This window comes from Peribacillus butanolivorans (genome assembly GCF_001273755.1).
In the GTDB taxonomy this organism is placed as follows: domain Bacteria; phylum Bacillota; class Bacilli; order Bacillales; family DSM-1321; genus Peribacillus; species Peribacillus butanolivorans.
Genome location: NZ_LGYA01000005.1, coordinates 83,137 through 101,450, shown reverse-complemented (window position 1 = coordinate 101,450; position 18,314 = coordinate 83,137). Strand labels below are relative to the sequence as shown.

General features: G+C 40.0%; 16 protein-coding genes and 1 pseudogene. 7 read left to right on the top strand and 10 right to left on the bottom strand.

The features are described from left to right. Positions 1 to 548: 548 nt before the first annotated feature. A pseudogene (locus AKG34_RS27250) lies at positions 549 to 858 on the bottom strand (ParM/StbA family protein); the annotation flags it as partial. Between the two features lie 362 nt (positions 859 to 1,220). On the opposite strand from AKG34_RS27250, the gene AKG34_RS22510 reads away from it, so the two are divergent. The 3 genes from AKG34_RS22510 (at position 1,221) to AKG34_RS22500 (ending at position 3,910) form a co-directional block, all read left to right on the top strand. Next, positions 1,221 to 2,738, top strand: coding sequence for an FAD-dependent oxidoreductase (locus tag AKG34_RS22510; protein WP_053348847.1), 1,518 nt, complete (start codon positions 1,221 to 1,223; stop codon positions 2,736 to 2,738). Positions 2,739 to 2,848: 110 nt separating this feature from the next. Continuing rightward, positions 2,849 to 3,043: a YwbE family protein gene (locus AKG34_RS22505; RefSeq protein WP_053348380.1), complete on the top strand. Its 195-nt coding sequence runs from the start codon at positions 2,849 to 2,851 to the stop codon at positions 3,041 to 3,043. Between the two features lie 207 nt (positions 3,044 to 3,250). Beyond that, on the top strand, positions 3,251 to 3,910 hold the full coding sequence (locus tag AKG34_RS22500) for an SIMPL domain-containing protein (RefSeq protein ID WP_053348379.1): 660 nt from the start codon (positions 3,251 to 3,253) through the stop codon (positions 3,908 to 3,910). Between the two features lie 64 nt (positions 3,911 to 3,974). On the opposite strand, the gene purU is transcribed toward AKG34_RS22500, so the two are convergent. Beyond that, positions 3,975 to 4,874, bottom strand: a complete 900-nt coding sequence (purU, locus tag AKG34_RS22495) for a formyltetrahydrofolate deformylase (RefSeq protein WP_053348378.1) — start codon at positions 4,872 to 4,874, stop codon at positions 3,975 to 3,977. A 252-nt stretch (positions 4,875 to 5,126) separates the two neighbouring features. Between purU and AKG34_RS22490 the strand changes: the two genes are divergently transcribed. From AKG34_RS22490 to AKG34_RS22475, 4 genes are all read left to right on the top strand, one after another. Then, positions 5,127 to 5,906 (top strand): transporter substrate-binding domain-containing protein, encoded by a 780-nt coding sequence (locus tag AKG34_RS22490; protein ID WP_053348377.1) that lies wholly within the window; start codon positions 5,127 to 5,129, stop codon positions 5,904 to 5,906. Between the two features lie 26 nt (positions 5,907 to 5,932). After that, positions 5,933 to 6,598, top strand: coding sequence for an amino acid ABC transporter permease (locus AKG34_RS22485; protein WP_053348376.1), 666 nt, complete (start codon positions 5,933 to 5,935; stop codon positions 6,596 to 6,598). An 11-nt stretch (positions 6,599 to 6,609) separates the two neighbouring features. Further along, entirely contained in the window at positions 6,610 to 7,350 is a 741-nt protein-coding gene (locus AKG34_RS22480; protein ID WP_053348375.1) for an amino acid ABC transporter ATP-binding protein, read from the top strand. Positions 7,351 to 7,661: 311 nt separating this feature from the next. Continuing rightward, positions 7,662 to 9,314 (top strand): glutamine--tRNA ligase/YqeY domain fusion protein, encoded by a 1,653-nt coding sequence (locus AKG34_RS22475; RefSeq protein WP_053348374.1) that lies wholly within the window; start codon positions 7,662 to 7,664, stop codon positions 9,312 to 9,314. A 607-nt stretch (positions 9,315 to 9,921) separates the two neighbouring features. Here AKG34_RS22475 and msrB read toward each other — a convergent pair. From msrB to AKG34_RS22435, 8 genes are all read right to left on the bottom strand, one after another. Next, positions 9,922 to 10,881, bottom strand: coding sequence for a peptide-methionine (R)-S-oxide reductase MsrB (msrB, locus tag AKG34_RS22470; protein WP_053348373.1), 960 nt, complete (start codon positions 10,879 to 10,881; stop codon positions 9,922 to 9,924). Positions 10,882 to 11,066: 185 nt separating this feature from the next. Beyond that, a complete protein-coding gene (locus AKG34_RS22465) occupies positions 11,067 to 12,251 on the bottom strand; it encodes a NupC/NupG family nucleoside CNT transporter (RefSeq protein WP_053348372.1) in 1,185 nt (394 codons plus the stop codon). Positions 12,252 to 12,669: 418 nt separating this feature from the next. Further along, positions 12,670 to 13,152 (bottom strand): hypothetical protein, encoded by a 483-nt coding sequence (locus tag AKG34_RS22460; protein ID WP_053348371.1) that lies wholly within the window; start codon positions 13,150 to 13,152, stop codon positions 12,670 to 12,672. A gap of 167 nt (positions 13,153 to 13,319) precedes the next feature. Continuing rightward, a complete protein-coding gene (locus AKG34_RS22455) occupies positions 13,320 to 14,558 on the bottom strand; it encodes a sensor histidine kinase (protein WP_053348370.1) in 1,239 nt (412 codons plus the stop codon). Positions 14,559 to 14,568: 10 nt separating this feature from the next. Continuing rightward, the gene (locus AKG34_RS22450; protein ID WP_053348369.1) at positions 14,569 to 15,240 is read right to left on the bottom strand and encodes a response regulator transcription factor; all 672 of its coding nucleotides are present in this window, start codon (positions 15,238 to 15,240) and stop codon (positions 14,569 to 14,571) included. A 108-nt stretch (positions 15,241 to 15,348) separates the two neighbouring features. Next, entirely contained in the window at positions 15,349 to 16,527 is a 1,179-nt protein-coding gene (locus tag AKG34_RS22445) for an ABC transporter permease (RefSeq protein WP_330219192.1), read from the bottom strand. After that, positions 16,466 to 17,206, bottom strand: coding sequence for an ABC transporter ATP-binding protein (locus AKG34_RS22440; RefSeq protein WP_053348367.1), 741 nt, complete (start codon positions 17,204 to 17,206; stop codon positions 16,466 to 16,468). The genes AKG34_RS22445 and AKG34_RS22440 overlap by 62 nt, the downstream gene beginning before the upstream one ends. Position 17,207: 1 nt before the next feature. Then, entirely contained in the window at positions 17,208 to 18,170 is a 963-nt protein-coding gene (locus tag AKG34_RS22435) for an efflux RND transporter periplasmic adaptor subunit (RefSeq protein ID WP_053348366.1), read from the bottom strand. Between the last annotated feature and the right edge of the window lie 144 nt (positions 18,171 to 18,314).

The following is an 18,314-nucleotide window of genomic DNA, read 5'->3' as shown; positions in this document are numbered from 1 at the left end:
GTGTACAAACCACCTATTTTTGTTTACATGTATACAATATTGCAGACAAACAAAAAAAACTAATTTTTAATACTCTTCTTCATAAAAAAGAAAGCGTAAAAAAGGAGTATTTGGGCATGGTAAAAAATAAGCAAACCACTAATGAAACGTATGGAGATATTCAAATCACCGCAAAAAATACAGAACTTCCTCAATATCCGTAGCCATATTGGCGCAGTACTTTATCCTTTCCTTCGTTTTCTAAGCTAGAAACAGATATAACAACTGATGTCTTAATTGTTGGTGGAGGAATTTCTGGTATCACCTTGCTTGTCTATTAGCCAAGCAAGGTGTGAAAGCCACACTCATTGAGGCAGGCGAAATACTTAATGGAACAACTGGCCAGACAACCGCAAAAATCACGGTCCAGCACGGCTTGATCTACGACCAGTTGATTACTGATCACGGTGAGGAAAAGGCCAGACTTATACTATAAAACCAATGCTGAAGGAATGGAGCTTATCAAAGGATTGATAGAAGAACATTCTATTGAATGTACAAGATGCTTATGTATACGCAAATACTAATGTTTGGCCTTCCTCTGATTTACTGCTCCCCAAATCTAGTTCTGTTGGGTTATCACTTTTTTTCGTTAAATTTCCGACACGATAAATGGCATTATTGTCTTGCAAGGCTGGTGAATGGACTCTAGTATGTATCCCTTCCCAAGTTTTTTTTACATCGAGTTCTTCGATTCCTATGACCGGCCGATCTTCATGTCTTTTGCAATGACATTTGGTATATATAGTTTTCTAGCTTTCCAAAAATAGCTTTAATTGCATCATTTCCTACGTCTACTGCTGCGATTCTAGAACTCATCTAAAAACATCTTCTTTTTCATAAAAAAACCAGGTGGAGCACTCTCAATAGAAAAGATTTCTATATTAGTCAACCCTTCATAAGTAGTGGCTTTATTTTATTTGTTGAATTGTATTCATTTTTGTATACATTAGGAACAAATATGTACACACCCATATATATAGCCATGTGTACTCATTTGTAAACATGTTTACTTTTTTGTGTACAAACCATCTACTTTTGTTTACATGTATACAATATTGTAAACAGACAAAAAACTAACTTTTAATAGTCTTCTTCTTTCAAAAGTTAGCGTAAAAAAAGAGAATTTGGGCATGGTAATAAATGGACAAACCACTAATGAAACGTATGGAGGTATTCAAATGACCGAAAAAAATACAGAACTTCCTCAATATCCGGAGCCATATTGGCGCAGTACTTTATCCTTTCCTTCGTTTTCTAAGCTAGAAACAGATATAACAACTGATGTCTTAATTGTTGGTGGAGGAATTACGGGTATCACTTCAGCTTATCTATTAGCCAAGCAAGGTGTGAAAGTCACACTCATTGAGGCAAGCGAGATACTTAATGGAACAACTGGCCATACAACCGCAAAAATCACGGCCCAGCACGGCTTGATTTACGACCAGTTGATTACTGATCACGGTGAGGAGAAGGCCAGACTTTACTATGAAGCCAACACTGAAGGAATGGAGCTTATCAAAGGATTGATAGAAGAACATTCTATTGAATGCAATTTGAATGTTCAAGATGCTTATGTATACGCAAATACCGATGAATATAAAAGTAAAATCCAAGAGGAACTAAAGGCCTATCAAAAACTTGGCATTCGAGGGGATTATGCAGAAAAGATCCCTTTCTCTATTCCATGTAAAGCTGCTGTGATTATGAAGGACCAAGCACAGTTTCATCCATTAAAATATTTAACAGCCCTCATCCCCCCTATTCTGGAAGCTGGAGGGAACATCTATGAACGTACAACGGCTATGAAAATTGAAAACGGCAAGCCACCAACCGTTATAACTGAAACGGGGCATACAATCAAAAGCAACCATATAATTGTTGCCTCTCACTTCCCTTTTAATGATGAAATGGGATTATACTTTGCTCGTACTCATATAAAAAGATCCTATGTTCTTGGAATTAAGACCGAACAGGAATACCCCGGTGGTATGTATTACAGCGCTGACAACCCTACCCGTTCCCTTCGTTATACAGAGGACAATGGGGAAAAACTTATACTTGTAGGCGGGGAAGGCCATAAAACCGGTCAGGGTATTTCGACAATTGAACATTATGAAGCCTTACAGGACTTTAGTTTCCAATATTTCAATGTAAAAGATATTCCTTATCGCTGGTCAGCACAAGATATTGTGACACCAGATAATCTGCCATTCGTCGGCCCAGTGACATCTAATCATCCAAACGTTCTCATTGCAACCGGCTTTGCGAAATGGGGTATGACGAATGGATCAATTGCTGCAAAAATCTTAACTGATCATATTTTGCAAAAGGACAACCGATATGCAGATCTATATAATCCAGCCCGTATAAAAGGAATGAAAAATATAGTCGAAGACAACGCTGATGTAGCGAAGCATATGATTAAAAGTAAATTGGCAGTTATTCATAAAACGCCAGAAGACTTAGGTATCGATGAAGGAGCCATCGTCAAGGTAAATGGAGATAAAGCCGGGTGTTATCGTGATCATGAAGGCCAGCTTCATATTGTAGATTCCACATGCACTCATATGGGTTGTGAGGTGGCATGGAACAGCGGCGATCGTACCTGGGACTGTCCATGTCATGCTTCTCGTTACTCTATCACTGGTGAAGTATTAAATGGCCCTGCTGTCGAGCCGCTTAAAAAGATTCAATAGAGCTTTGCGTGATTGTTATCTAAAAGTCGACTAGGTCTGCTGTTTTCCTTATACTGAAGTTACTGCACTATCAAAGGTTGCAAATAACTCTAAAAAGGACTGAATTAAACATGAACGGTCAAAATCGAAAAGATATTACTCCAGGTACCTCTGTGGACATTGTTCTTAAAGCAGATCAACGCAGCGGAAAGCTAACACGTGGAACAGTAAAAGATATTTTAACCAACTCCAGCAGCCACCCGCATGGTATTAAAGTAAGATTGACAGATGGCCAGGTTGGCAGGGTTCAAGTCATTCATAAATAAAACGCACTCGGTTTTAGGCCGAGTGTTTTTTTGTATCTTTTTTTAAGCTAAAACAGATTAAAAAACATTCTGATAGACATCCCTTTTTTCTTTAAATGTACCGAAAGAATTAATAGCAGCCGGGATATTTCATATTTCAATCATGTTTCCCCCTAATACTTCGTACAATAGGGTTGAGATTATCTCTTTAAAAAGGTTGGTGTCAAAATGAATCAAGAATTTATTGTTCCTGACCGGGATTATCAACATAGCAGGAATCATACTTTGAAAGTTTCCGGTTCAGAAACGCTCCAGGCTGCTCCTGACCAAGCCGTAATCACCCTTGGAGTTATATCCGAGGATGTGGACCCTCAGGTAGCTCAGCAGGCCAATTCTCAAGCAATAGCGAAAGTCATTGCATCTCTTAGATCCATTGGCATTCCAGAAGAGCAATTAAAAACAAGTGATTACAGAATTGATCCACAATATGATTATATCGAAGGAAAAGAATTGTTTAAAAACTATAAAGTCCAGCACATTATCCAGGCCAAAACGACTGACATTGAAAAAATAGGCAGCATAATCGACACAGCAGTCAGAAGTGGTGCCAATTCCATTACAAGCATTCGCTTTTCCTTATCCAATCCAGAAGCTTACTATAACCAGGCACTTTCGCTTGCTTTAAAAAATGCATACGAAAAGGCCCTTTCCATGGCTCGAACGTTAGGAATCTCATTGAATCCAGTCCCTAATCAGGTTGAGGAACTCTCAGAAACTTCGCCACCCACCCTTTTCCAAACCAGTTCCTATACAAAAATGGCCTCTACCCCTATTCAGCCTGGAGAATTAAACATCACGGCCTCAGTAAGGGTAGAATATACGTATTAATCATTACTTATTCAATACAAAAACCCCCCTTCGGCAAATTTCCATGCCAAATGGGGGGTTCTTATTAAAAGACTACTGTTTTATTTTCATGAACAAGTACACGGTCTTCCAAATGCCATTTAACAGCACGGGCAAGTACCCTGCGTTCAGCTGAACGGCCGACTTTCTTCATATCTTCTGCAGAATCACGGTGATCGACACGTTCAATATCCTGCTCGATAATTGGACCCTCATCCAAATCGTTTGTTACATAATGCGAAGTTGCCCCAATCAGCTTAACACCTCGATTATAAGCTCTTTCATAAGGTCGGGCCCCGATGAACGCAGGTAAAAACGAATGGTGGATATTGATGATTTTATTCGGATGTGCAGCCACAAAATCAGGCGTCAATATCTGCATATATCTTGCTAGTACAATTAGGTCGACATTAAATTCTTCCAGAAGTTTAAGCTGTTGTGCTTCCACTTCCCTACGTATGTCCTTATTAGCAGGAATATAATAAAAAGGAATGTTCATGGATTCGACAATTTGCCTCGTATCTTCATGATTACTGATGACAAGCGCAATATCAGCCAATAGATCCCCGCTTTGCCACTCCCATAGCAATTCCAGAAGGCAATGTGGCTCCTTAGAAACGAAGATTGCCGTCCTCTTTAAATCACTCACATAGTTAAATGTCCATTGCATCGAAAATTTTGTCGAAATTTCTTGAAAGGAGACTTCCATATCCAAAGCCTTTTCCTTTAAGCCCGGGCAATCGAATTCAATCCTGGTAAAAAAGGTGCCGCCCTCTGGGTTCATGGAATACTGGCTCAATTCAACAATATTAGCTCCATGTTCTTTAAGGAATGCCGTAACCGTCGCAACAATTCCTGGTTGGTCCGGACATTTTATAATTAAACGACCTCTATCTTGATTTTTTACACGAAATTCCTGTAACTGTTCTTGCACAAAGTTGCTCACTATTTTCCCAACTGCCCTTCTTCTATTTTGCTATATTATACTTCAACACATAGGCAAAGTTAAAGTCAGTCTATTCAGAAAAACCCAGCATGAAGCTAACTTGCCTCTTTAGTTGAAGAACATAAGTCGGCCTATTCAGGGTTGACTTTTTATTGATTTGGTTTATTTTTCCTGTAAAATAAGGTTATTCACGATCTCATTAGGGTATAGACCATTCTATTAGTTTTTTTCAAAGGGGGAAATGAAATAATCATGAAATTATCAGTTAAATTCATTCTAGTATTACTGATTATTCTTGGTCTTCTGTCCGGCTGTGCTGAAAAAGATCAGCTAGAGGATGGTAGTAAGCTGATCAATAAGAACCAGTTTGTATTCGCTGCCTCAGGTGAATTCAAGCCATTTAGTTACGTTAATGATGACATGACCGTAACAGGATTTGATATTGAAGTCGGGGAAGCAATCGCGAAAGAACTTGGTCTAGAACCGGTCCCAAAGCGGATTAAATTTAAGGGAATCGTCGAGGGTGTCAAAACCGGTCGGGCAGATGCCGCGGTTGCCAGTCATACAATTAATGAACAACGAAGTAAACATGTTGCTTTTTCCACCCCGTATTACTACTCAGGTCCACAAATTTTCGTCCGATCCGATAGTGATATCAAAACAGTCGAAGATTTAAAGGGAAAGGAAGTTGCCGCTTCTAAAGGCTCCACATACGCAACCACAGCAGAAAAGTATACAACCAATGTAAAAACCTACGACAGTGATATCACCGCTCTTAAAGCATTAAGCGGAGGTCGTCATGATGCCGTTATTACTGACTTTGTAACCGGTAAAGAAGCGACCAAAGAAGGATTCGACATCAAAGGTCGTCAATTGATAGAACGCAGTGAGCAGGCCATAGTTCTACCGAACGATAACCCCCAGCTGCTGATACGCATTAATGAAGCACTTGAAAACCTCCGAGAAGATGGAACACTTGCAGCAATTAGCAAAAAGTACTTTGGGGAAGATATCACTACTAAACCTGAATAAAGATTGATAGAAAGGGAGTTTTTACATTGCCAAGCTTTTCTCATTTTTTTGATACATTATTTAGCTCATCGGATGTGTTTATCCGAGCCATGCTCCTCACATTGGAGCTTACGGTGGTTTCCATATTAGTAGGAATTATCATCGGGTTACTCTTCGCACTTTTAAAAATTTCTAATATAAAAATTCTTGCATGGATTTCAGATACATACGTATTCCTGGTACGAGGAACACCGCTTATCGTACAGATATTTATTCTCTATTTTGGTATCAGCAATCTCTTCCTACTACCAGACTTCTGGGCAGCGTCACTTGCCCTAGCCTTTCATAACGGAGCTTATATCTCTGAAATTTTACGCGGTACAATCCAATCCATTGACAAAGGCCAAATGGAGGCTGGACGTTCCCTTGGCATGAGCAATGCACTCGCATTAAGAAGGATCATCCTACCACAAGCCTTCCGACGCGCATTGCCGCCACTAGGCAACCAATTCATCATCGGACTGAAGGATTCATCACTGGCTGCCTTCATATCCATGAATGAGTTGTTTAACGTAGCCACTACGTTAGGTTCAAATAATTTTGATGAAATGACATATTTATTGATTGTAGCGGTCTACTATTTAATTCTTGTGGCATTCCTGACCATTATCGTCAATACATTTGAAAAGAAACTGTCCATTAGTGATCGATAGGGGGAATTGAAATGGAACAAAAAGAAATGATTCGCATTAGGAATTTAAATAAATCTTATGGAAACCTTCACGTGCTAAAAGATATTGATATGAAGGTATTAGATAGTGACGTTGTCTGTCTGATTGGGCCTAGCGGTTCCGGAAAAAGCACCCTGCTCCGTTGCTTGAACTACTTGGAGAAGAAAGACAGCGGACAAATCCTTATCGAAGGAACTGAAGTAGAGCCGGGTACCCACGATATTAATAAAATTCGTGAGAAAGTTGGAATGGTTTTTCAGCATTTCTATCTCTTCCCGCACATGACCGTACTCGAAAATGTTATTGAAGCACCGACTCACGTCAAAAAAATCCCTAAGGCCCAAGCCATCGAGGAAGCAAAAGTGCTACTTGCCAAAGTTGGGTTATCAGATAAAGCAGATGTCTATCCAAGCAAGCTCTCCGGTGGCCAAAAACAGCGGGTTGCGATCGCTCGAGCTCTCGCCATGAAGCCGGATATCCTCCTCTTTGATGAGCCCACCTCTGCTCTCGATCCTGAACTTGTCGGTGAGGTACTAGCTACGATGAAGGAACTTGCCTTAGAGGGGATGACAATGGTAGTCGTTACCCATGAAATGAGCTTTGCCCGTGAAGTTGGGGATTGGATTGTCTTCATGCATAATGGACGGGTTGTAGAAAGTGGCCCACCAAAAGAATTTTTCTCCAATCCACAAGAAGAGCGAACGAAGGAATTTTTACAAACAACGGTATTTTAACTATAATCCTTTATTAAGCAATGCAGGCTTGATTCCTGTATTGCTTATTTTTTATAAAAGTGATTCGATAAAACCCATCAATAGATTTCGTTTTTTGTTTATTAAATACTAGTTAGATAGTTTCCTCACATAAATGATTAAAGTTTCAGGGATATTTCCGATCTGATTGTGCAAACTAAATACTAGATGAATTGTTTAAGAACGTATTCTAAAACCCTGATTCCGGCTCGAACATGGAAAAATATCTGTATTTATGGTATATATACAGGTAAAATTAAAAGAAGTATATAAATGAAAGAGGTCGAATTCAGTTGGAAAATAACTCTTCGAATTTTATTAAAAATATTATAAAAGATGATCTAGAGTCCGGAAAACATGATCATATTATCACCCGCTTCCCTCCTGAGCCAAACGGATATTTACATATTGGGCACGCCAAATCAATTATTTTGAATTTTGGAGTGGCTGATGAATTTAATGGTAAAACCAACCTTCGATTTGATGATACCAATCCATTGAAAGAAGATATTGAGTATGTCAATTCTATCAAGGAAGATGTGAAATGGCTCGGTTACGATTGGGATAACCTTTTTTTCGCGTCCGATTATTTTGACGAAATGTACAAAAGAGCTGTACTGCTCATCAATAAAGGATTGGCATACGTCGATGACCTGAATGCCGACCAAATCCGCGAATATCGTGGAACGTTAACAGAGCCGGGAAAAGATAGCCCGTACCGCAATAGAACAGTCGAGGAAAACCTTGAGTTATTTGAAAAGATGCGTAGCGGCGAATTCGAGAACGGTACAAAAGTACTGCGAGCAAAAATCGATATGAGCTCACCTAACATTAATCTGCGCGATCCCGTTATTTACCGAATCTCCCATACAGAACACCATAATACCGGCGACAAATGGTGCATCTACCCAATGTACGCCTTTGCCCACCCTATTGAAGATGCAATTGAAGGAGTCACACACTCCATTTGTACGCTTGAGTTTGAAGATCAACGCCCGCTTTATGATTGGATTGTTGAAAACTGCGAAATGGAAAGTAAGCCACAGCAATACGAATTTGGCCGTCTAAACCTGACAAATACCGTAATGAGCAAGCGGAAGCTGAAGCAACTTGTCGATGAAGCCTTTGTGGACGGCTGGGACGACCCACGTATGCCTACCGTATCAGGATTACGAAGACGCGGTTATACACCCGAAGCTATTCGTGCATTCTGCCTTGAAATAGGCGTTGCGAAAACTAGCGGTGTCGTAGACTCTCAAATGCTCGATCATTTCGTTCGAGAAGATCTAAAACTGAAGGCGCCACGGACCATGGCTATTCTAAAGCCTCTTAAAGTAGTTATCACCAACTATCCAGAAAATGAAGTTGAATGGCTGGATGCTGAGGTCAACCCAGAAGTTCCGGAGATGGGTACGCGACAAATTCCATTCTCACGTGAAATATATATCGAACAGGACGATTTCATGGAAAATCCCCCGAAAAAGTATTTCCGTCTTTTCCCGGGCAATGAAGTCCGTTTAAAACATGCTTATTTCATTAAATGTGAAGAAGTGATAAAAGACGAAGCCGGAAGCGTCATTGAACTTCGCTGCACTTACGATATTGAAACAAAAAGCGGATCTGGTTTCACTGGTCGTAAAGTGAAAGGGACACTGCACTGGGTCGAGGCTACACAAGCTGTTTCAGCAGAATTCCGTAACTACCAACCTTTAATTTTGGATAAGGAAAGTGAAGAAGAAGAAGAAAAATCATTCTTGGAGCGGGTAAACCCTGAATCCATAGAAATTTTACAAGGATTTGTTGAGCCCAACATGAAAAATGTTAAGCCTCAGGATAAATTCCAATTCTTCAGACACGGCTATTACAATGTTGATTCAAAACTCACTGCAGCTGATCACTTGGTCTTCAACCAAATTGTTGGATTGAAGAGTTCATTCAAGTTATAAAATCACTAAAAAGAACCAGATCCCTTATTGGGATCTGGTTCTTTTTCACTCTATACTCCCTTGAGTCGTTTTCTTTCATATAGTTTGATTCCTTGCTTGGAAAGTGCCTGCTTAAGAGTACTGTGAGTCGAAACGTGACTAAAATCCAATCCTAGCTGAATGGACGTCTGTGCTACTTCAGGACGAATTCCGGAAATTGTAGATTGAATGCCTAATAAATTAAGGGTACTTATCATTGATAGATTTGATGGGTCACACCCGATAAGTCGATAAATAAGTGAGAAACATTTCTACTAATACATTTGCCTGGAGTAGTAATCAAAATCCCCTTTGCCTAAAAAGGTATCAATTTCCCCGATTAATGGCAATACCGCAATAGCATCAAACAATAGGAATAACTGGAGCACCTAATTCATTAATCAGTTCCTGTTGCGCTAGTAAACGTTCTTTTGTCAAAAGATAATACTGCTCAGTGAACTCATGGTTCAATTGATCAAATGCGCTATTAATAAGCCGACTCCATCCGTAATTATGGAAGAGTGATCAAGGATGTATCGATATAACAATTCATCTTTTATATCCATTTACGTTCCCCTATCTCAACTAATTATTTCATTGAAAAAAGCAACAATAAATCTCCATAACCTTCCCGCTCCATTTCATTTCTAGGAATGAATCGAAGGGCGGCAGAATTGATGCAATAGCGCGTGCCCTTAGGACCAGGACCATCCGGAAAAACGTGACCAAGATGTGAGTCAGCTTCTCTGCTGCGTACCTCCGTCCGGGTCATCCGATGGCTTAGATCCATTTTTTCATTGACGCTTGCCGACATGATCGGCTTCGTAAAGCTTGGCCACCCACATCCACTATCATACTTATTCCGTGAACTGAAAAGGGGCTCCCCTGAAACGACATCCACATAAACGCCTTCTTCAAAGTGATTCCAATATACATTATCGAAAGGTGGCTCTGTCCCATTTTCTTGGGTGACATGAAACTGACTCTCGGTTAAAGTTTCTCTGAGATGAGCATTATCCTTAGGCCAATTTTCTTTTATAAAAGCATCGCGTCCTGAGCTTTTACGATACAATGCATAACGAAATTGATTTTTCCGATAGAATTCCTGATGGTATTCCTCGGCCTCATAAAATTCCCCTGAGGGTAAAATACCCGTAATAATAGGATTTTTAAACCGTCCGCTCATCATTAAATTTTCCTTTGATTGCTCCGCTTCCATTTTTTGCTGATCATTTAGATAGTAAATTATTGCCCTGTATTGCTTACCTCTATCCGAGAACTGTCCACCATCATCAGTCGGATCAATTTGCTGCCAAAATATCTCTAATAGTTCTTTATAGGAAATGATTGATGGATCAAATACTACTTGAACAGCTTCTACATGATCAGTCGTACCTGAAATCACTTGTTTGTAACTGGGATTGACTACATTACCACCTGTATAACCCGATGTTACTTTAATAATCCCATCCATATCATCAAAGGGAGCAACCATGCACCAAAAACAACCTCCTGCAAAGATAGCCGTTTCACTCTTATTCATTGTCATCCTCCACTCCCTTTTCATGGCTAGTTATGCTGTTTATGTATTATATACCAGCATGCTAATCCCCTTCAATTCCCATCAAGAAATAAGAGTCTCCCAATCCGCCGAATAACATTCAAGGCACTTGGGATATACCCAAGTGCCTTGAATGTTATTCAGTATATTGATGAGCTGTCTAATCCCGTGATTTAAAGGATCACACTGACGATGATTGCTGATAGAATGCTGACAAGAGTCGCACCGTATAGCAACTTCAAGCCGAAACGAGCCACAACATTACCTTGTTTTTCATGTAGGCCTTTAACAGCACCTGCAATGATTCCGATAGATGAAAAATTCGCGAATGAAACCAAGAAAACCGAAACGATTCCTATCGTCCTATCGCTCAAGGCTGCTGATGCGTCCCCTAAGCTCAGCATGGCAACAAATTCATTAGTTACTAGTTTTGTCGCCATGATTCCGCCTGCAGTCACGGTTTCTGAAATCGGTATCCCCATGATAAAAGCAAACGGTGCAAAAATATACCCCAAGATGTCTTGGAAACTGATGCCGATGATCATATCGAATAAGCTGTTAATTCCTGCAATTAGTGCAACGAAACCAATTAACATCGCGGCTACAGTGATAGCAACCTTAAATCCATCCATGATATATTCCCCAAGCATTTCGAAGAACGACTGCTTCTCTGCCCCTTCTTCAACAGGGAGAATATCATCTTCATCCGTTACCGTATAAGGGTTAATAATGGATGCAATGATAAATCCACCAAACATGTTAATAACAATAGCCGTCACAACATACTTTGGTTCAATCATGGTCATATAAGCTCCGACAATCGACATCGATACGGTTGACATGGCTGACGCACAAAGCGTATACATACGTGATGGCGGAATGGAACCGAGTTGCTTCTTCAAGGTTATGAAAACCTCGGATTGGCCGACAATTGCTGATGCTACCGCATTGTAAGATTCCAATTTCCCCATTCCATTCACCTTACTAAGCAGGTAGCCGATCCACTTCATGACGAACGGAAGGATTTTGAAGTGCTGTAAAATCCCGATTAATGCCGAGATGAATACGATAGGAAGAAGGACATTTAAAAAGAACGGCGATGCTCCTTCGTTTACAATCCCACCAAATACAAATGTAATCCCTTCATTTGCCCAACCCAAGAGCTTTGCGAAAGCATCGGCAATCGAATTGATTATCACTAAACCAAACTTCGTATTTAATAATAGATAAGTTAAAATAAGCTGCATGATCACCATGAGGATAATCGGTTTAACTTTGACTTTCTTTCGGTCACTGCTTGCCAACAAGGCTAGTCCAAAAACAATAAGCAACCCTAAAATTGCTATCAGAAATTTCATGTATTCTGCCTCCACTAAGGTGAATTTTAATGATCGTGCATTAATAGTAGGATACCCTCAAAAATTTTATGCAAACGTTTTCTATTTAATCCATATTGCATTACTTGTACGTACATCTTCAAATTTATATATTATACTAATATTTTTTCAAGTGCAATTATTTTCTTTCTTTTTCAAAATGGAAATTTACAGGAATGCTAACTCTCTAAACATAAAGAAAAGGCTCCTCTATATAAGGAACCCTCTCTTTACATGCTTTGAATCCTATCACAAACACTAAAGACGTATAGTTTTTTTGCAGAAATGTTCTTATAAAAACTTCTACTTGCTATAAACATTCAGGCAACAGTGTTCACTCATCATCTATTCATAAAACATGTAGTTTACCCTAATCTATATGTATATATAATAATTTCTTTTAAGCTGCAGATTTTCTGGACATCACCGACGTGACTAATCCAGCTCCTCCTATGACAAGGACGATAATAGATGTGGCCAAACCACCCACCCCTTGATAAAAGTTGATAACTTTACCTGCTAAAGAGTCTCCGCCTTGAAAGCCCCCACCGCTCGGCATCTCACCTGGAGTTCCAGATCCGTTAGGCCACCCCTGAGAAGGTGTCCCCATATTGCCCTGTCCACGATTAGGGGTCGTAGCGGTAGTTGAATCATCGGTCGCTGCCGTATCGCTATCCGTTGAATCTTCTGTTGTCGAGTCATCAGTTGTAGCCGAGTCAGTAGTGTTGGTGTTAGTAGGCTGGCCCATCATCCTTTGTCCGGCCATCTCCTCCTGTGTGTCACCGCCATTCACATACATCATGATGCCGAAAACTGCTTGAACAACTAAAAGGACTGAAGCTACTATCCCAATCAAAAAGTGTAACTTACTAAATTTCACCATATACAATTCTCCTTCGTAACAAAATGTATTATTTCTTATAAGGAGATTATCTAAAAAGACCCTTAATTTTTCCTTAAGTGACTGGGAAAAATAAGAGTCTTTTTTATTTCTATATTTAAATAAAAAGTATTTAAAATCGATTTCTGTTATAGGTCTTTTTAAAACCATTATTTATTTTTTTGGTTTCTAGGAAAAGTTATTTCAAAACGAGTGCTTGTATTCGGTTCACTAGTCACTTTGATAGTCCCTTGGTGGGTGTTGACAATCCATTCAGCAATAGACAGGCCTAATCCTGAACCTTCATTTGCGGAGCGAGACTGCTCAATTTGATAAAATCGATTAAAAATCTTTGGAATTTCTTCCTGGGGGATGCCTTTTCCATTATCCTCTACAGAAAGAATAATCGAAGATGAATTTTTAACGCAGGAAATGGAAATTACACCACCCTCATCCGTGAATTTCATGGCATTATCCACTAATATCACCAGTAACTGGTGTGTTCTTTCTTTATCGCCAAGGAAAACAACCTGATTAGGAGCATAACTAGTAATTGTTTTTTCTTCGAAAGAAGCTATATCCGTATACTGTTCCACAATTTCCAAAAGTAAGTCATCCAGGAAAAAGCTTGCCTTTTTGACCTCCATTTGATTCGAATCCGTCCGAGTCAAGGTTAAAAGACCATTTACCAGCTTATTCAACCTCCTGACTTCTTTAGATATAATCGATATATCAACCGCTTTTTCCTCGATTGTCGCGTTCGGTGATTGAAATAGCAAATCAGCTCGCGATTGAATGACGGCAAGCGGTGTTCGAATTTCATGAGAGGCATCCGAGACAAACTGTTGCTGCTGATCCCAGGATTTCTTGACTGGTATTAGAGCCCTTCCTGCCAGAAGATAGCCTGCGCCAACGGCCACTAAGCTTCCAATTCCTCCACCAACAAACAATATGAGCAACAAGCGATCGAGCATTTCTTTTTCTGTATCTACATTCCTGATGAATTGTACGGTCATCTCTCCATACTCCGTATCGACCTTGGTGGAAAGTGCACGATACGTCGCCCCATTTACTGATATTTCTTCAATCTCATCGAATCTTTTAGGGTAAAATTCCGATTCATTAACCTTTATAAAATTGTCTACACTTAGTCTTGGCTCAATGATAGTATCATCCGGTCCCCAAACGATGACACTCGGGCCCGGACCTAAGAGAAACTCACCTTGCGGACGTCCGCCTGGCATGCCTCCATTACTGAAACCCCTGTAATCCTGTTTAAGTGAATCATTGACATCCCTATATATCTGATTTTCCGTATAGAAATAAATCGTTCTGCTTAATATGGCTATTAAGACAATAAAGACGATAGAATTCAATAATGTTAGTTGAAGCCGTGTTTTTTGGAACATATTAATCCCCTTATGGTTGTTTTAGCATATAACCAATACCCCGAACGGTTTGAATATCTTTATGATAATTGAAGGGTTCCAACTTTTTCCTAAGGTGATGGATGAACACTTCCACAATGGCAATCGTCGTATCTGAATCAAACCCCCAAATGCGGTCGAAAATCTGCTCACGGGTCAATATTTTCCTATTATTTTGAATTAGATACTCCAGTAATTCAAACTGTTTCAAGGTCATTTTAATGACCTTTCCATCAACCAAAATATCCTTTTCTTTTTCCAATAGCTCAATTCCACGGTATTTCACATGCTGCTCAAGCGATATAATGCCACTCCTTCGAAGCAGGGCACGAATCCTGGCCTTAAGTTCCGGTGCCTGAAACGGCTTGACTAAATAATCATCGCCACCCATTTCCAATCCTCTGACACGATCCTCAAGCGCATCTTTTGCCGTCAAAAACAAGACACTTGTATCTATTTTTGCTTCCCTGATTTTCCGTACGATTTCAAATCCATCGATTCCCGGAAGCATTACATCCAAAATGATAATATCGTATATACTTTGCTGGGCCATGAATAGCCCATCTTCCCCATTATCTGCTGTATCGACTTCATATTCATCCGTCAGAATTTGTCGGATCGACTCTAATAATGAAACATTATCTTCTACCACCAAAACCTTCATGCAGGGTACCTCCCAACCGCTTCAATTGTGATATATGTTGATTTTATCCTTTTTCATATGCAAAAGAAAGCGGGCTTTTAATCGCCTGCTTTCTCTCAAATTGTATGTTCATTCGTGACGCAGTGCTTGAATTGGATTTAATTTAGATGCCTTATTGGCAGGAAATACACCAAAGACAACACCGATAAATATGGAGAATAGGAAGGCCATCATTGTCACCGACCACGAATAACTGATTGTTAAGCTTGAAACAATTGAAACCAATTTAGCGATTCCAAGTCCAATTCCTACTCCTAATAACCCACCTAAGCAACTCAAGACAACCGCTTCAATTAAAAACTGAAGTAGAATGGATTTCCGATTCGCCCCAATAGCCTTTCTGATTCCAATTTCTTTCGTCCGCTCTGAAACGGATACCAGCATTATATTCATAATTCCAATTCCACCTACAAGTAATGAAATACTTGCGATACCACCAAGCATGAGCGTAAACGTATCTGACACCGAGCTCATTGTATCCATTAAATCCTCTTGATTGGACACGGAATAGTTATCACTCTGACCTGGGAATAATGTCGTCATTGTACCTTGTACTTGATACATCGCACGCTCTACAATATTCTCGTTCTCTGCTTTTAAATACACTGTTCCGATGGTCGTGCTACTCGTAGCACGCTTTGCAGTTGTGATTGGTGCAATGATTACATCATCACCACTTGATCCCATAGAGGTACCTACTGATTTCAACACGCCGATTACCCGATAGGAAACACCGCCAATAAGAACGTTTTGATCCACCGCTTTTTGATTTTCAAAAAGCGTGTCAGCTGTATCAGACCCTAAGACAACCACCTTAGAGCGTAACTCTGTTTCCATATCCGTTAAAAAACGGCCTTGGCTAAGCTCTAAATCCCTCACTGAAATATAGGAGGACGTCGTACCGGTCATTGAAACCTGTGTAGAAGTTTCACCGTTTTTAGCATAAACACGGCCTGAGACCACAGGTGCAACTTCTGATATCCCGCTCAGGTCTTTAAACTGTTCAATTGTGTCATCCGTCAGCTCTACAGAATCTGTATCTGAGACACTGACCGTTAACAGGTTAGTCCCCAAGCTATTGATCTCCTCCTGAACGGACTGTGAAGATCCCTGCCCAATCGAAACAAGTACAATCACGGAGGCCACTCCAATAATAATTCCAAGCATAGTTAAAAAAGCACGGACTTTATTGGTTTTGATACTGCGTATAGCCATCTTCATTGATTCGCTCAGATTCAATCCAATCACCTCCGTTTTCAAACAACTGTCCATCATGTATCCGAACGACCCGTGTTGCCTCTTTTGCAACTTCCAAGTCATGGGTAATCAAAATGATTGTTTGTCCCTTTTCATTAAGATTCTTCAGCATTTGCAGTACTTCCTTACTTGTTTTACTATCAAGAGCTCCCGTAGGCTCATCTGCCAATAAAACAGGAGGGTTACCTGCAAGGGCACGGGCAATCGCAACTCTTTGCTGCTGTCCTCCTGAAAGTTGGCTTGGCAAATGGTTCATCCGGTCATTGAGGCCGACCTTTTCTAGACAGGCATTGGCAACTTCTTTTCTTTCCTTTACACTTACACCTCGGTAAACAAGGGGAAGTTCGACATTTTCCAGCGCCGTCAATTTCGCTAACAGGTTAAAGTTTTGAAAGATAAAGCCAATTTTTATGTTTCGAATGGCGGCTAGCTCATTATCTTTCATCTTTTCTACTTCTTTTCCATCCAAAAGATATTCGCCTGTGTCGGGCTTGTCGAGACAGCCAATCATATTCATAAACGTAGATTTCCCTGAACCAGAGGGCCCAATGATAGAAACGAAATCCCCTTTATTTATTGTAAAACATACATCTTGCAGCGCCTTGACGGTTTCACCGCCCAATTCATACGACTTGGACATGTTTTTAATTTCAATGATGGGTGTCGGCATGTTACTGACCTCCCCTGCCGCCGCTTGGCATTTCATTGCCGCCCGGCATTCCGCCACCGCTCGGTATTCCAATTCCACCACCGCTTTGGCCTCCTCCCATTCTACCGCCACCTGTAGAGCTTTCATTGGAAATGGTAATAGGCAAGGAAACATACTGACCCTCTTCAAGTCCAGATGTTATTTCGATATACTTATCATTACTAATACCCGTCTTAACCACTGTCTTTGTAGTATTAGTTGTTGCATCTTCTGTTGAAGCAGATTGTTGGATATTCACATACTTCTCTTCTCCATCGATTTGGACTGCCTCAATTGGAACATAAAGAACATCTTTTACACTATTCGTCACAATACTCACTTCTGTCGACATCCCAATTTTTATATCTCCTGGTTTGTCAATTTTAATCGTCACATCGAAAGAAGAAACACCATTCTCATATGTACCTTCCTTTGCTACACTTGTTACTTTCCCTGTGAATGTTTCATCTTCAAAAGCACTAGCTGTAATTTCAACTGTTTGTCCTTTCTTAACACTTGAAACATCTAATTCATCAACACTGATCGTTGTTTTTAATTTTTTATAATCCGTCACATGGGCAACCACTTCACTACTTGAAACACGATCCCCTTCTTCTACTTCCAACGTAGTTACTGTTCCATCAAATGGGGCAGTTATTGGGTCACTTCCATCCGTGAAGGTAATAAGTTCATCACCTTTTTCAACTATTTCATTTTTCTCTACAAGGACTTCATCGACTTCATCCGTTACGGAAGATGTGATGTCCTCGCTATTTATCGCAGCAACCGAACCAGAACCACTGATTTGAACTTCAAGGTCTCCCTTTTCAACTGTAGTTGTCATCGCCTTAGCAATAACGGGCTGACCATTGTCCTTCATAAAGAACCAAATGCATCCCCCTATAGCTAGCACTAAAACTGCCCCTATCGTTATCCATTTTTTCATCATTTTGCTCCTTTCAGATTTCCTTCATTGAAATCAGTATCACGAAAGAAGCTTAATTTTTCCTTAAGGATTGTTTTTAATTTTCATGGAAGACTGTGTTAAGCAAACGCTTCCCTTTTCATTACCTTTTTAATAATTAACACT

Coding starts and splice junctions, on each gene's coding strand:
- AKG34_RS22510 (WP_053348847.1), top strand. CDS start 1,221: ATGACCGAAAAAAATACAGAACTTCCTCAATATCCGGAGCCATATTGG.
- AKG34_RS22505 (WP_053348380.1), top strand. CDS start 2,849: ATGAACGGTCAAAATCGAAAAGATATTACTCCAGGTACCTCTGTGGAC.
- AKG34_RS22500 (WP_053348379.1), top strand. CDS start 3,251: ATGAATCAAGAATTTATTGTTCCTGACCGGGATTATCAACATAGCAGG.
- AKG34_RS22490 (WP_053348377.1), top strand. CDS start 5,127: ATGAAATTATCAGTTAAATTCATTCTAGTATTACTGATTATTCTTGGT.
- AKG34_RS22480 (WP_053348375.1), top strand. CDS start 6,610: ATGGAACAAAAAGAAATGATTCGCATTAGGAATTTAAATAAATCTTAT.
- msrB (WP_053348373.1), bottom strand. CDS start 10,881: ATGACAATGAATAAGAGTGAAACGGCTATCTTTGCAGGAGGTTGTTTT.
- AKG34_RS22465 (WP_053348372.1), bottom strand. CDS start 12,251: ATGAAATTTCTGATAGCAATTTTAGGGTTGCTTATTGTTTTTGGACTA.
- AKG34_RS22460 (WP_053348371.1), bottom strand. CDS start 13,152: ATGGTGAAATTTAGTAAGTTACACTTTTTGATTGGGATAGTAGCTTCA.
- AKG34_RS22455 (WP_053348370.1), bottom strand. CDS start 14,558: ATGTTCCAAAAAACACGGCTTCAACTAACATTATTGAATTCTATCGTC.
- AKG34_RS22450 (WP_053348369.1), bottom strand. CDS start 15,240: ATGAAGGTTTTGGTGGTAGAAGATAATGTTTCATTATTAGAGTCGATC.
- AKG34_RS22440 (WP_053348367.1), bottom strand. CDS start 17,206: ATGCCGACACCCATCATTGAAATTAAAAACATGTCCAAGTCGTATGAA.
- AKG34_RS22435 (WP_053348366.1), bottom strand. CDS start 18,170: ATGAAAAAATGGATAACGATAGGGGCAGTTTTAGTGCTAGCTATAGGG.